At 59.3% G+C, this 14059-nt stretch carries 11 protein-coding genes and 1 pseudogene; 8 read left to right on the top strand and 4 right to left on the bottom strand.

The features are described 5' to 3' along the window. Window positions 1-60 precede the first annotated feature (60 nt). Window positions 61-822: a hypothetical protein gene (locus ABEA58_RS13210; RefSeq protein ID WP_345552202.1), complete on the bottom strand. Its 762-nt coding sequence runs from the start codon at window positions 820-822 to the stop codon at window positions 61-63. 219 nt (window positions 823-1041) lie between these two features. Between ABEA58_RS13210 and ABEA58_RS13205 the strand changes: the two genes are divergently transcribed. Then, window positions 1042-2013 (top strand): hypothetical protein, encoded by a 972-nt coding sequence (locus ABEA58_RS13205; protein WP_345552199.1) that lies wholly within the window; start codon window positions 1042-1044, stop codon window positions 2011-2013. Between the two features lie 43 nt (window positions 2014-2056). Here ABEA58_RS13205 and ABEA58_RS13200 read toward each other — a convergent pair whose 3' ends face one another. Further along, on the bottom strand, window positions 2057-2512 hold the full coding sequence (locus ABEA58_RS13200) for a DUF1289 domain-containing protein (RefSeq protein WP_345552198.1): 456 nt from the start codon (window positions 2510-2512) through the stop codon (window positions 2057-2059). 303 nt (window positions 2513-2815) lie between these two features. Between ABEA58_RS13200 and acnB the strand changes: the two genes are divergently transcribed. Then, window positions 2816-5431, top strand: a complete 2616-nt coding sequence (gene acnB / locus ABEA58_RS13195) for a bifunctional aconitate hydratase 2/2-methylisocitrate dehydratase (RefSeq protein WP_345552196.1) — start codon at window positions 2816-2818, stop codon at window positions 5429-5431. A 287-nt stretch (window positions 5432-5718) separates the two neighbouring features. Here the strand turns inward: acnB and ABEA58_RS13190 are convergent, their stop codons facing one another. Next, on the bottom strand, window positions 5719-6294 hold the full coding sequence (locus tag ABEA58_RS13190) for a GIY-YIG nuclease family protein (RefSeq protein ID WP_345552194.1): 576 nt from the start codon (window positions 6292-6294) through the stop codon (window positions 5719-5721). 472 nt (window positions 6295-6766) lie between these two features. Between ABEA58_RS13190 and ABEA58_RS13185 the strand changes: the two genes are divergently transcribed. From ABEA58_RS13185 to ABEA58_RS13160, 6 genes are all read left to right on the top strand, one after another. Continuing rightward, on the top strand, window positions 6767-7972 hold the full coding sequence (locus ABEA58_RS13185) for an ammonium transporter (RefSeq protein ID WP_345552193.1): 1206 nt from the start codon (window positions 6767-6769) through the stop codon (window positions 7970-7972). A gap of 456 nt (window positions 7973-8428) precedes the next feature. Next, a complete protein-coding gene (gene hdeA, locus ABEA58_RS13180; protein ID WP_345552191.1) occupies window positions 8429-8746 on the top strand; it encodes an acid-activated periplasmic chaperone HdeA in 318 nt (105 codons plus the stop codon). 354 nt (window positions 8747-9100) lie between these two features. After that, window positions 9101-10516, top strand: coding sequence for a TolC family protein (locus ABEA58_RS13175; RefSeq protein WP_345552190.1), 1416 nt, complete (start codon window positions 9101-9103; stop codon window positions 10514-10516). After that, a complete protein-coding gene (locus ABEA58_RS13170; protein WP_345552189.1) occupies window positions 10506-11528 on the top strand; it encodes an HlyD family secretion protein in 1023 nt (340 codons plus the stop codon). Before ABEA58_RS13175 ends, ABEA58_RS13170 begins: the two co-directional genes overlap by 11 nt. Then, window positions 11512-12651, top strand: coding sequence for an ABC transporter permease (locus ABEA58_RS13165; protein ID WP_345552188.1), 1140 nt, complete (start codon window positions 11512-11514; stop codon window positions 12649-12651). The genes ABEA58_RS13170 and ABEA58_RS13165 overlap by 17 nt, the downstream gene beginning before the upstream one ends. A 41-nt stretch (window positions 12652-12692) precedes the next feature. Beyond that, complete coding sequence (locus tag ABEA58_RS13160) at window positions 12693-13799, top strand: ABC transporter permease (protein WP_345552186.1); 1107 nt, start codon at window positions 12693-12695, stop codon at window positions 13797-13799. A 139-nt stretch (window positions 13800-13938) separates the two neighbouring features. On the opposite strand, the pseudogene ABEA58_RS13155 reads toward ABEA58_RS13160, so the two are convergent. Then, window positions 13939-14059: pseudogene (locus tag ABEA58_RS13155) on the bottom strand (IS3 family transposase); the annotation flags it as partial.

The raw sequence follows: 14059 nt of genomic DNA, 5'->3' as shown, positions 1-14059 counted from the left end.
GCTGCCGGTGGGCGGCAATACTTCAAAAGAATGGGCGGCGATTATACCCGCGCTGGCGGCTCAAGCCGAGTGCCCCCAGCCGCGAGCTATGGGTAGAGTTTTAAAAGACTGCAAGCCGATCTTCTCTGCAAGCGCATCGCGATAACGCAGCCAGGCGTGCAGCACCTGCCCCATCCAGTGCAGCACCTGCGAGCGCGCCCCTTCCCCGACAAGATCCAGCATCAGATGCCAGGCGGCCTTGCGCTGCGCCCTGTCACGACCATGATGAACTCGAGCCTGCGCCAGACATTGCAACCGCAGACCATAAAAACGCACCAGCGGGTGATCAGCCGGGCGAAGCCGCGGCACATCGTCCACACCCGGCTCCAGCCCTGCGCGGGCATAGGCATTGCCCTCAAGGAACACCATGGTCACGGCGGCAGCCACCTCCCAACCATGACGGCTGCAGGCCTCATGCAACAGCTCATGGAACACGGCGGCTTCAGGCAGCAGAGTGACATGGCGCAATCGGTCAGTAGACAGACCCAGCCCACTCACCAGTCTCATAAACAGCTCGGCATTGCCTTCAGAGCCACTGAGGCCACCGGTTTCCTGCTCGTAAAGCTCTTGCGCGATAAGCTTGCGGGCTTTCTCTGCAGGGCATTGCACATAGGCATTGCCGATCAGCAAAGCCAGATCCCGCACATGAGAGGCATACTCCTGCTCAAGCAGGATATGCAAGCGGTCACGGGGCACCTGCCCTGCCGCAAACGCCGCCTCGGACCAGTGCACCTTGCGCTCCATCACCCGTAGCAGCCCTTCTTTAAACTCGTTGCGATTCATCCGGCCATGGTAGGGCCAACCACTGGCAGCCAGTACCCTCCACCCTAACCAACCACAAATCAGGGTGACGCCTGCGGCAATCCGCAATATGATAACGACTTATCAAGGTGGTATATTTTAGCCAGCCGGACCTTAGCGACCGGGCAGGAGAAAAGCTGGGCCTTCGGCTAAAACAGCAACTAACAGGCCACAGGGCCGGGAACTGAGGTCAAACAGGCGATGACGGAGCAGGACAAGACTCCATTCGGTGCGGCGGATAAAGTAAAGAAGGCAGAGGCCGCAAAGTCGCTCACCCCATTGCTGAACGAAATGCACCAGAGTGCGGCCGCACTGCAGCAGAACCTGCGCCAGTTGGAGCGGGACTCCCATGCAAGCCGGCGGCGACTGGAGACCTACCTGCTGCAGCCGCCCTACGCCCGCCAGGCCGCAGAGCAGATTGGAGAGACTTTCGAGCAGCCGTTTGCGCTGACCGGCGCCCTGTTTGCGCAGCTCAGTTACCCAGAGGATGCCGGCAGCGACGCCCGCATCACATTGCAGATTCCCGGCCTACTCTGCGCGCCGATGGAAACCGTCGCCCTCGCCCAGCACCTGAACAGAGCCAAACTGGCATTCGCCCATGGAGTAAAAGCATTCCGTGAAGCCACGGGCAGGCACTCCGCCAATGAACGCGACCGGCAACTGCGCGAGCTGTTTGCCGCCGCCGGCTATCCCCGTCTGCACCTGCGCCAGTGCTATCGGCAAATTCTCCTGTGCCCAGAGCGGCCCGACGCCCTGACCCTCAGCTGGATCAAGGCGCGCAAATCGATCCGCAAGGTCAGCGCCGATTGGTGCGAACGCCAGCTGGTAAAAATGGACCCGCAGGGCGCGGACGCGGGCATTCAGTACCAGCGCCAGCTGCTGGCCGGTCTCAACCGCAGCCAGCAGGACAACCTGCGACAGGTGCAGGTACAGAACCGCCCCAACCTGCAAGTGGCTGAGATTTTTAGAGGCGATGAGGGGGAGCGCTACCACCAGGTAGGCTATGCGGCCATGCCGGTACTGGTCGTCAACGATGGCAGTGGGCAACTGCCGGAGTACTCACGGGTTGGCAATGAACCGCCGGAGGGGCGACGGCGTCAGCGGCGGGACCTGTCACTGGATCGGGAGCCTTTCCTGCCCGCGCTCAGGGTGCACCTGCGGCATACGCACTAGATCCCACCTCGCGAGGTATTGCGCCTGCATCGCACAGAATCAGTCAGGCTTGTTGCAGGCCCGGCGCCACATAGCGCTGGTAATAGGCCACAGACAGCCCGTAAAAATCCTCATCAATGCGCCGCCGAATCTCCACCAGAGTCAGATCACGGGCCGGCAAGGTAGGCAGCAGGCCGTAATCCAGCGGATTGGCGATCTGGCTGGCACCCGCCCGCAGCAACTCGAAAACCCAGCAGTAGGGATTCTGATCCTCATCGAAGCGAATCTGCTGATGGCGCAACTGCGCCAGCAGCCGCTCGCGATCGACAATTTCCAGCTGGCTGCGCACGGCGTTAACAAGATAGGCCTCGCGCCGCTCGGCAATCACCCGACGCTGGTCCTCACTGTAGGCATTCCAGTCAATCACCTCATGGGCAAACCGCTTGCAACCGCGACACACGTTATCGCCGATACCGGTAGAGCAGACACCAATGCAGGGAGTTCGGACTTTTTTATACATCAGACAACCAGTATTGCGACTGCCGGAGGAGTCTCCAGCAGAGGTGGAAGCATTGCGACGCAAGACTATTTTGTTTGCTTGGCGAAAGGAAGACCGGCGCCGACCCCAAGACAACATTCACCAAACAAATAATCATAATTCGCGTAAGTTATTGATTTTTCAATAACCTTAACAGCGCCAAGCCTTTCATGTAGAATTCGGCACCCGCCTCCAGCGGCCACAAACGGAAAAGCTTGGCCGGAGCAACCGGCTTGAATTTCGCCAGCTGTTGGTTTCACCCCACATACTAAGAGGGATTTATCCGTGCTTGAAGCCTATCGCAAACACGTCGCCGAACGCGCCGAACAGGGTATTCCGCCCAAGCCTTTAGATGCCGAACAAGTGGCCGGGCTCGTAGAGCTCCTCAAGAACCCTCCCGCCGGCGAAGAGCAGGAGTTGGTTGAGCTGCTGACTCACCGCGTACCGCCGGGTGTGGACGAAGCCGCTTACGTCAAAGCCGGCTTCCTGTCCGCCATCGTCAAGGGCGAGGCCAAGAGCCCGCTGATCGACGCCGAGCACGCCACCAAACTGCTGGGCATGATGCTGGGCGGTTACAACATCGCCACTCTGGTTGAGCTGCTGGACGACAGCAAGCTGGCCGCACTGGCCGCCGAACAGCTGAAAAGCACCCTGCTGATGTTCGACGCCTTCCACGACGTGGAAGAAAAAGCCAAGGCCGGCAACGAGCACGCCAAGGCCGTTATCGAATCCTGGGCCGAAGGCGAATGGTTCACCAAGCGCGCCAAGGTGCCGGAAAGCATCAAGGTTGCCGTATTCAAGGTGACCGGCGAAACCAACACCGACGACCTCTCCCCGGCACCCGACGCCTGGTCCCGTCCGGACATCCCCCTGCACGCGCTGGCCATGTATAAAATGAAGCGCGACGGTCTGGAGCCTGAGGAGCACGGTGTAACCGGTCCTCTGAAGCAGATCGAAGAAGTCAAAGCCAAGGGCTTGCCGGTCGCCTTCGTCGGCGACGTAGTGGGCACAGGTTCTTCACGCAAATCCGCCACCAACTCCGTGCTTTGGTACTTCGGTGAAGACATGCCCGGCGTACCGAACAAGAAAGGTGGCGGTATCTGTATCGGCGGTAAAGTGGCGCCGATCTTCTACAACACCATGGAAGACGCTGGCGCCCTCGTATTCGAAGCGCCGGTAGACGAGCTGAACATGGGCGACATCATCGAGATTCGCCCCTATGACGGCAAGATTCTGTCTGAAGACGGCAAAGTGCTGTCTGAATTCGAACTGCGCTCACAGGTGCTGCTGGACGAAGTCCAGGCTGGTGGCCGCATCAACCTGATCGTCGGCCGCGGCCTCACCAATAAGGCCCGCGAGTCACTGGGCCTGGAGCCCACCGACCTGTTCCGCAAGCCCGAGCAGCCCAACGACACCGGCAAAGGCTACACCCTGGCCCAGAAGATGGTCGGCAAGGCCTGCGGCATGGAAGGCGTACGCCCGGGCACCTACTGCGAACCGAAAATGACCACCGTAGGTTCCCAGGACACCACCGGCCCGATGACCCGTGACGAGCTGAAAGACCTCGCCTGCCTCGGCTTCCAGGCCGACCTGGTGATGCAGTCCTTCTGTCACACCGCCGCCTACCCGAAGCCCGTGGACATCGACACCCAGCACACCCTGCCGGACTTCATCATGAACCGCGGCGGCGTTTCCCTGCGCCCCGGTGACGGCATCATCCACAGCTGGCTGAACCGCATGCTGCTGCCGGATACCGTCGGCACCGGTGGTGACTCCCACACCCGCTTCCCGATGGGCATCTCCTTCCCGGCCGGCTCCGGTCTGGTGGCGTTTGCCGCAGCCACCGGCGTAATGCCGCTGGACATGCCGGAATCGGTACTGGTGCGCTTCAAGGGCGAACTGCAGCCGGGCATCACCCTGCGTGACCTGGTGCATGCCATTCCCTACTACGCCATCCAGCAGGGCCTGCTGACCGTCGAGAAAAAAGGCAAGAAGAACATCTTCTCCGGCCGCATCCTCGAAATCGAAGGCCTCGACCACCTGACCGTTGAACAGGCCTTCGAACTGTCCGACGCGTCTGCCGAGCGTTCCGCTGCCGGCTGTACCATCAAGCTGCCGGAAGAAGCCATCGCCGAATACCTGCGCTCCAATATCACCCTGCTGCGCTGGATGATCGCCGAAGGTTACGGCTCCAAGCGCACCCTGGAGCGCCGCGCGCGCGCCATGGAAGAGTGGCTGGCCAACCCGGAACTGATGAGCGCCGACGCCGACGCCGAATACGCCGCTGTTATCGAAATCGACCTGGCGGAAGTCAAAGAGCCCATCGTGTGTGCGCCGAACGATCCGGACGACGCCCGCCTGCTCTCTTCCGTCGCTGGCGACAAGGTAGACGAGGTATTCATCGGCTCCTGCATGACCAACATCGGCCACTTCCGCGCCGCCGGTAAACTGCTGCAGCAGCACAAGGGTGGCATTTCCACCCGCATGTGGATCTCTCCGCCCACCAAGATGGACGAGCACCAGCTGATGGAAGAGGGTTACTACAACATCTACGGCTCTGCCGGTGCCCGCACCGAGATGCCGGGATGCTCCCTGTGTATGGGTAACCAGGCACGTGTAGCCCCGAACAGCACCGTACTGTCCACCTCCACCCGCAACTTCCCCAACCGTCTGGGCGATGGTGCCAACGTGTACCTGACCTCTGCGGAACTGGCCTCCGTGGGTGCCATCCTGGGCAAACTGCCGACCCCGGCGGAATATCAGGAGTTCGCCAAGAACCTGGACGCCATGTCAGCGGAAATCTACCGCTACCTGAACTTCGACCAGATTGAGGAATTCCAGAAATCTGCCGAGGACGGCAAGCGTATCGCCGCAACCGAGATTCAGGACGTCGCTGTTTAAGCAGCCCCTGAATTAAAGAAAAAAGCCCCGCGTTGCGGGGCTTTTTTTTGGCCAAATTTTTCCGTACTCAAACAAAACGCGGCAAGCCTGCCTGAACGTCACCGCACAAACGTCACAGCAGAAACGTCACAGCAAAAAGATCACAGAATAAAACGCAGAGCGGGAGTATATGGCGATGGCGGACGCACGGCAGGCAGCAGCTGGATAACAGTCAGACACCCGCACCCGCTAGGCCATCCATAGCCAAACGCAGTCAGCACGCCCTATTAACATCGCCTAGGTCGGCCTTAACGTCTGCTGAGGGTGGAACCCCGGGCATCCAGCGCCGCCATAATGGCTTTCATCTCCGCCGCTTCCTCTGCCACCCGCTTTGCCTTTGCCGCGGCGATTGCCGCCTTTTCGGCCTCGATGGCCTCTTTAATCTTGCGCTCTTTGGCCGCACTGCCAGTCCGCCCTGCGGAGAGCTTTTCCTTGCTTACCTTCTTGGCGGTACCGGAGGCGCCCGCTGCAGAAGTTGTCTTGGCAGCACCAGCGCGCCGCGAGGACTGGGACTTGCCGGTAAGCTGCCCCAGCGCAGTGCTGGAAGCCACGGTTTTTATCCCGACTAGACTGTTGCCGTTGTGGGTTTCAAGGGCCTCCTCCACAAGCAGTGCCAGTTCCGAGCGGTCATCCGCCACCGCATAGATATCAACCGAAAAGGCCTCGGCCCCAAATGCTCGCAGATCCTTATAAAAGGGATGATCAATACCCAGCTCCAGCGCATCCTGCAACTGCTTGAATCGGGCCTCGGGCGACACCCCGTCACGGGCCGTACCAACCCAGACATCATCCGTTTCATTATTTATAAGGGTAAAAACAATCATGTAACCTCAAAAACCTCTCGGGGATCAGAACAAAACTGGCGATTCACGTTTCACTGGAATACTGGAACATGAAAAAGCGGCGCATTCTAATGAGTTAGAGATAAAAGTGCAGTCTTGACTTGAGGCGATAACGGTGGAACTTAGCGGGACAAATGATCTCCCCTCGCCTTGAAGGACACCAAGATCAAAAAGACAAGGCAAAAACACTCGCCAGGGTTTCAGGTAACGACGGCAATAGATTAAAGATGTAGAACTATCTCTTGCCTGATTTCACCCCCTGCCCAATACGCAACTTTCAACCAAGGGGTTTTACATTCTCACTTGCACACCCCTGTCAGCACTCCTGACAGCACTTGGAGATCAGATTCCTGTTTCTGCAACCCCCTGATCAGTTCTCGCCGAGCAACTATGCTGTTTTGAGGCCTAAACCCCACTTGCAGCCTCTTCCCCAACATGGAACACGGAATGCCACATGGACAAGATGTTCAATTCCGGTGATACCGGATTCGTCATGGTTTGCACCGCGCTGGTACTGCTGATGACTCCGGCGCTCGCTTTCTTTTACGGAGGCATGGTGCGCCGAAGGGACGTGCTTTCCATCATGATGCAGACATTCGTGTGCATGGGCCTGGTGGCAATGATCTGGCTTTATGTGGGTTTTAGTCTGGTTTTTGGCGCGGATCTGGCAGGCATCATTGGCAACCCGCTCACCTACTTCGCGCTCAGCGATGTTGGCTCCGCACCCAATCCGAATTACGGCCCCACGGTTCCTTTCATACTGTTCTTTGCCTACCAGATGATGTTCGCCATCATCGCCCCCGGCCTGATAACCGGTTCATTTGTCAGCCGTTTTAAAATGACGCCTTACATCCTGTATGTAATTTTTTGGACCTTACTGATTTACGCGCCCATTGCGCACTGGGTCTGGGGCGGCGGATTCCTGCAAAAGCTCGGCGTTGTGGACTTCGCCGGTGGCATTGTCATCCACCTGACCGCCGGGATATCGGCGTTGACGACCGCGTACTTCATCGGCGCCCGCGCTGAGGATGAAAAGCCACAACAGGCTTCCAATATCCCTTTGATCGCCATTGGCTCCGGGCTTCTCTGGTTTGGCTGGTTTGGGTTCAACTCCGGTGGCGCCTATGCGGCGGATGATCTTGCGGCCTATGCCTTTGCCAATACCACGCTGGCCGCCTCTGCCGCGCTGTTGACGTGGCTGTTTTGGCAATGGCGGGATGACAGCAAGCCCTCATTTACCGGCATTCTTGTCGGTTCCGTGGCAGGGCTCGCCACCATCACACCGGCTGCGGGCTATGTTGAACCCTGGTCTGCCCCTATTTTCGGTGTGGTTGGCGCCACAGCCTGTTACTTTGCCAGAGGCATACAGAGACTTCTGAAGGTAGATGATGCCTTGGAGGTGTTCAGGGCGCACGGCGTTGGCGGTATTACCGGCGCATTGCTTATTGGTATCTTTGCCCGCTCTGGGGTTGATAAAGTCTCCGCCGGCGTTCATCAATTTGGCGTTCAGTTGCTGGCGGTGATCATCGTCGCCATTTACACCGCACTCATTACCTGGCTGATACTATTTGTCATCAACAAATTCATCAGCATTCGTCCCTCCAGCAACCAGGAGGCTCTGGGCCTCGATAGTGAACTGCTGGATGAGGAAAATAGTTGATGAGCTTTTGAAGGGCCTTGCCTACGTTGCCTTCAATACCAGCTACAGTACCGACAGTACCGAAAGCACCGGCTAATCGCGCCTTAAACGCTCCCGATGGCGCAGGCAAGCCGCTGAATCCGACACCCCGGTTCTGATATTTCAAATCACAATATCAAAACTTCCCTTTAAAATTTTGCCGTTAAATAAGCCCATTTCGTTTCCACTCCACTGCATCTAAAAAGCAGCCATTGAGCGTGTGAACGGCTCTTTTCCATGCCATTTAACGGGACGCAGCGGGACTCCTTGAAAGACTCATTAGGCGGATTACTGCGAGCTTCGTCGACTGCCATTTGGCGGGCTATGCTTTCACTGAGCGATGGTGTCATTCAGTGCCAGTGCGGTCGATCAAAGTCAGCCATTGCTCTCCCCTAGCGGGGTTCCTCCCATCCGAACTGAAAGTCAGGAGACTATGCAGTGAATAGCAAGTATTTCATTCTCCCTGCCGCCATTATCAGCCTCTCGGCATCACTGAATCTCTATGCCGACAATCACAAAAGCCCTGAGACTTGGACCTGCGCAGATTTTCTGGCACTGGATGAGCAGTACCAGCCCAATGCCGTCTTTTGGGCAACCGCTTATTCAAAAGATGGAAAGCCTCTGGACAGTATGTTCGACGTGGATGCCACAGAAACGGTGACTCCGATGCTGACAACAGCCTGTGAAGAAGACCCCGGCGCCTCCTTCTGGGACAAGCTGAAGGATGAGTGGCACAAGGTTAAAAAAGACCTGTGAGAATTCCCTAAAATTGCGCGGCGAACCAGTTTCGCCTGGTTCGTCGCTGACGTTATGAAAGATACCGCTTCCCTACCCCCTAGCCCCTACCCCCTAGCCCCTACTCCCTAGCCCCTACTCCCTGCTTGCCCCGCTGCCCCGCTGCCCCGCTGCCCCGCTGCCCCGCGGCCCCAGTCTGCTACTCTCTTAGTGCCCATGTAGTGCCCATGTAGTTCCCATGTAGTTCCCATGTAGCGCTCATGCTGCCCGTGTAATGCGCAGTCGGTATTCCGCATACACAGTCACATAAAAATAGTTGATCCAGGCCCAAATACTTCACCCAAATCCACTGACAATGCTGCCTGACCACTGAACGTGCAGAAACATCCTGTCGCCAACCTCGCCTTTGGAATCCTCGCGGTGATTACGATGGTGGCTAGCCTGTGCACCGCTGCTTTGACCAGCGCAGCGCCGGTGTCGAATAGCTATTCCCTGACCTTTGCCGAAGCTCTGCGCCGTCTGCATTCACATCCGCTGCTGATGGCAAGCCGCGCCCGCATCGCCAGTGCCGAAGCCGAAAATCAGGCCGCCAGAGCGCTTGCCCTGCCAAGGCTCGGTATTGAAGGCACTTACGCCCGGCTGTCTGATCCCATTGAGGTGGACCTCGCCCCACTCAATCGGCTGATTGAATCCCTCGACCCGGCACTGCCAAGTATTCCCAACCCAATTTTGCAGGGAGATTCATTCGGCGTGGTCATGGCAACCCTCGCCTGGCCGGTATTCACCGGCGGGCGTATCGATGCGGCGAAGAAAGCCACAGCGGCCGGCATTACCGGTGCGGTTGCGGCTGCAGACACCACCAGTGACACGCTGTTGCTCGACCTGGTGACACGCTATTACGGGGTCGCGGTCAATGAGCGAGCCTTGGCTGTTCAGACCGAAGTTGTCAGCAGTCTCACGGACCATCTCGCCAATGCCGAGGCCTTGGAGCGCGAGGGACAAATTGCCAGTGTGGAGCGCATGCAGGTGGAAGTCGCTCTGGCACAGGCGCAGGTGGCAGAGCAGGAGCGACGACACGCACTGCAGATATCCCGAGCGGGCCTTGCCAACCTGATTGGCTTAAATATTCAAGGCTGGAGCACCAGCGCAGGGCCAGCCCTGGCGATACCCGAGCCACAAGAGCTGCAAACACTGCAGGAGGTTGCGCGGCAGTCAAACCCGGTCATTCAGCAGCTCACTGCCATCACCGCCCAGGCGGATCAGGCAATCCGCGCAGCGCGCTCCGCCTATTGGCCCGATGTCACCCTGCTGGGCGGGTATGAACTGGAGAGCGACCTGCTGCCGGAATTACTTCCGCAGTGGACCATATCGCTGAACCTGACGATGAACCTGTTTGATGGCGGCGCCACGCGCGCTGGCGTTTCGATGGCCCGCGAGCACCTGCGGGAAGCGCAATCCCTGCAGCGCGATGCGATCGAACGCCTGCATTTACAGGTTGAGAGCCGCTATCTCGCTCTGGAAGATGCCCGGCGCCGCCTTGCGGTCACCATGCGCACCGAGTCATTGGCGCAAGAGACGCTGCGCATGCAGCGCCTCGCGTTTGCCGCGGGCATGGGGCGCTCTATTGATGTACTTGATGCCCAGAGCGCAGTCGCCGCCACCCGGCTGCAGCAGCTGGCCGCGCAGTTCGACAATGTGCTGGCGTGGACCGCCCTCATGCTTGCCTGTGGTCATCGCGATCAGGTGGAGCATTTTCTGTCACACGCCGGGGGCCGCGCCAATGGAAAGTAAACACGCCTGTGGCATTCCCCACGGCGCTCTTGCCGGCCTGCGCGCACTAATCATGGTAGGTCTGGGGCTTGTGGCCGCTTGCAGCGGGGAAAGCTACCTTGAAGGGCGTGTCGAGATGCGCGAACTCAACATTGCCACCAAATACCCCGGCAGGATTGCCCGCCTGTATGTTGAAGAGGGGCAGCGGGTGCAGAAGGGCCAGCTGCTCGCTGAAATCAGTGACCCCGAGGCAGAGGCACGGATGACACAGGCGGACGCAGGCGTGGTTGGCGCCGGCGCGGAACAGGCCGTCGTCGATGACGGTGCCCGCATTGAACAGCGCCGCGCAGCCAAGGCGAATATGCAGGCCGCCGAGGCTCAGGCCCGGCTGGCGCGGGTGACGGCGCAGCGTATGCAGCGACTTTTTTCTGAGGGGGTGGTGCCACGCCAGCGGCTGGATGAGGCGCTGGCCGCAGAAGAGTCAACCGCGTCGATCTACCATGCGGCGCGCTCCGAATATGATCTGGTGCTGGCCGGCGCCCGCCCCCAGAACAAGACAGCCGCAGCCTCCGTCACCAGAGCAGCCGAAGGTGCGCGGCAACTGGTGCAGGCGGCGCTGACGGAAAGCCGCGTCATTGCCCTTGCGGATGGCGAGATCACCTCGATTAACTTCCATGAAGGGGAAATTATTGCGCCCGGCGTCCCCATTGCGATCCTCGCGCGCGTGGATAGGCCCTGGATCAGTTTCAACCTGCGCGAGGATTTACTGCAGGGACTGCAAGTCGGCCAGCGGCTGACAGCAAAAATACCGGCACTGGGCCAGGCCGGTGAATCGGTGCAACTGCAGGTTTTTCGTATCGCCGTACTCGGTGACTACGGGACCTGGCAATCCACCCGGGCGCTGGGAAGTTATGACCTGCGTTCCTTCGAGGTGCGGGCGCGTCCTGTTCAGCCGGTTTCCGGGCTGCGCGCAGGAATGAGTGTTCTGGTGCCCATGAGCGATCTCGGCAGGGGCGATGACCCGGCTGGCTGACTCGCTGCGCCATGAGCTGCAGCGCTGGCGCACCGACCCCGGCCTGCGAACGCTCATGCTGTGGCTGCCACTGCTGGCCTGCGCCCTGGTTCTGGGGATTTTTCAGCAGCGCACAGTCAGCGCACTGCCCATCGCGGTGGTCGATCTCGATCAGAGCGCGCTCTCGCGGCGGCTTAGCGCCCAGATCGAGGCGGCGCCGGCGGTGCGGATTGCGCAATATGTGACGACGACCGCTGCGACCCGTGAATCCATGGTGCGCGGGGAGATTTATGCGGTGGTCGAGTTTCCGCGCCATTTCCAGCGCGACATTATCCGCGGCCAACAACCGAAAATCGGCCTGCTGCTGAATGCGCAGGCGCTTGCGGCCGCTGGGGCTATCAGCAGCCCGATCACCGCCGTCGTCCTGCAGGCGGCCGGCGAAACTTCGGTAAACCTGCGCGTACAGACCGGCATGCCCCTGCCGCTGGCCGCCGCCATGGCGCAACCCATTCGAATTGAGGCGCACCCGTTATTTAATCCCGGACTGGATTATGCCGCCTACCTGGGAATTGCGCTGATCGCTGCCTGCCTGCACTGCTTTGCGTTTGTGCATGGAGCCAGAACCATTGCCGGTGAGTCGAGGGAATGGTTTGGGGAAAGCCGCTGGCGCGGTCTCTTCGGCAAGTTGCTGGCGCTCACCTCCTGGTGGGCAGTCTGGGGGAGCGTGCTGTTGTTTTCCTGCTTCGCCTGGCTCGATCTCCCGCCGGTGTCAGCGCCCGGCTGGCTGGTGGCCGGTTGGGCGGTAATGGTTATCGCCTACGTCTGCCTCGGCGCTTTCTTCGCGTTTCTCCTGCCCTCGCATATCGCCTACTCCTGCATCAGTGCTCTCGCGGGGCCGGCGCTGGCATTTTCCGGCGTCACCTTTCCTCAGGGCGCCATGCCCCTGTGGCCGCGCCTGTACGGCGAATCACTGCCGGTGACCTCGTTCCTGCACCTGCAGACGAAGCTGGTCACCGAGCAGGTGGAAGTCGTCTATGCGCAACCACAGCTGCTGCAGCTGGCTGTAATGGCCATATTCGCCCTGTGTCTGGTCTGCGCGACCTACGCCTGGTTTCTCACACGACAGCGCAAGGGCAGCCCATGAGCGCCTTCTTCGCAGGGGCACGGTTTGAAATACAGGCGTTAATGAGAGTTCCCTCCACGGTGCTCATACTCGCCGGTGCGGCTGTTTTCTACTGCTGGATCTATCCCGCCCCCTACTCCCAGCAGATCTACCGCGATATGCCGGTTTACGCCCTGGACCGGGACGACAGTCCGCTGTCGCGAATGCTGCTTGCGCGGATCGATGCCACCGAGGAGCTGGCGATTATCGATGGTTCAGGCAATCGATATGCGGCCATAGCCGCCTTAAAACGTGGAGAAGTGCTCGGATATATCGAGATCGACGAAGGGTTCCAGCGGGAAGTCACCCGCGGCCAGTCCCCGGCTGTGGGGCTGTTTGCCAATGCGGGGTATTTACTCGCCTATAGCCAGCTAACCGGCTCGGCTTCTTCGGCAATCCTCTCGACCGGTCAAGAGATTGGCGTCGGGCTCGCTGCGGAAATTTCCGGCGGCACACACTCCGCCCGCATTTCCCAGATACCATTTTCACTGGCCAAAAAAGAACTCTACGACCCCGCCGGGGGGTATGCCAGTTTCGTGGTGCCCGCTGTGGCCATGATTATCCTGCAGCAGACCATGCTGATTGGCCTTGGGCTCCTGTGTGATGCGCGCCGGAAAATTGCCTGCAGCCTCCCTCGGGGATTTTTTGGCCGCGCCGCATGGACGCTTGGCCGCGCCAGCCCGTGGGTGGTGCTGTACCTGCTGCAGTTTCTGATTATCCGCTGGTTGATTTTTCCGGATTATCACCTGCCATCCCTTGGGCATTTCACCCAGCTGCTGCTGTTTATGGGGTTATTTTTCCTTACCATCGCAATTTTCGGGCTTCTGGTCGCCGAAGTGTTTGCCAGCAGTGAAGACGTCATTCCATTTCTGCTTTTTTCTTCCCTGCCCATCGTTTTTCTCAGCGGTTTTTCCTGGCCTCTTGAGGATATCCCCCTACCGCTGCAGTGGCTGTCCGGCCTGCTGCCCAGCACTGCCGCGGTCGAGGGGTTTGTGCGCTTGAACCAGCTCGGCAGTGGGCTGCCCGGCGCTGCCTGGCCCATGGCCCACCTTGCTTTGCTGGCGTTGCTGTATGCGGTGCCCCTCTATTTCGTCACTCTCAAGCGATACGCCCACAGAACAAGTGCTTAGGCTCCTGAGGTTCACGCGCTCCCTGACCGATACGCGGCTCTTAAACTCTTAAACTCTTAAACTCTTAAACTCTTCAGATCTTCAGCTTGGGGCTTGGGGCTTGGGGCTTGGGGCTTGGGGCTTGGGGCTTGGGGGGGTTCTACCCCGTTTCTACGGACGGTTTTAAAACGGCTGTAAATTTTCGATCTTGAGCGGCCACTTTACGCCGCCTTCTCGGGTTGTGGAATCGTTCGATGTAATTAAATACGTCTGCTCTTGCT

The organism is Microbulbifer aestuariivivens, from assembly GCF_039545115.1.
In the GTDB taxonomy this organism is placed as follows: domain Bacteria; phylum Pseudomonadota; class Gammaproteobacteria; order Pseudomonadales; family Cellvibrionaceae; genus Microbulbifer; species Microbulbifer aestuariivivens.
Note: the sequence above shows the minus strand (reverse complement) of the source record. Positions and strands in the feature narration are given on the sequence as shown.

What these genes read in the sequence shown, in the direction of transcription:
- ABEA58_RS13205 (WP_345552199.1), top strand. Translation starts at nt 1,042, where the DNA reads ATGACGGAGCAGGACAAGACTCCATTCGGTGCGGCGGATAAAGTAAAG.
- ABEA58_RS13190 (WP_345552194.1), bottom strand. Translation starts at nt 6,294, where the DNA reads ATGATTGTTTTTACCCTTATAAATAATGAAACGGATGATGTCTGGGTT.
- ABEA58_RS13165 (WP_345552188.1), top strand. Translation starts at nt 11,512, where the DNA reads ATGACCCGGCTGGCTGACTCGCTGCGCCATGAGCTGCAGCGCTGGCGC.
- ABEA58_RS13170 (WP_345552189.1), top strand. Translation starts at nt 10,506, where the DNA reads ATGGAAAGTAAACACGCCTGTGGCATTCCCCACGGCGCTCTTGCCGGC.
- ABEA58_RS13185 (WP_345552193.1), top strand. Translation starts at nt 6,767, where the DNA reads ATGGACAAGATGTTCAATTCCGGTGATACCGGATTCGTCATGGTTTGC.
- ABEA58_RS13160 (WP_345552186.1), top strand. Translation starts at nt 12,693, where the DNA reads ATGAGAGTTCCCTCCACGGTGCTCATACTCGCCGGTGCGGCTGTTTTC.
- ABEA58_RS13200 (WP_345552198.1), bottom strand. Translation starts at nt 2,512, where the DNA reads ATGTATAAAAAAGTCCGAACTCCCTGCATTGGTGTCTGCTCTACCGGT.
- ABEA58_RS13210 (WP_345552202.1), bottom strand. Translation starts at nt 822, where the DNA reads ATGAATCGCAACGAGTTTAAAGAAGGGCTGCTACGGGTGATGGAGCGC.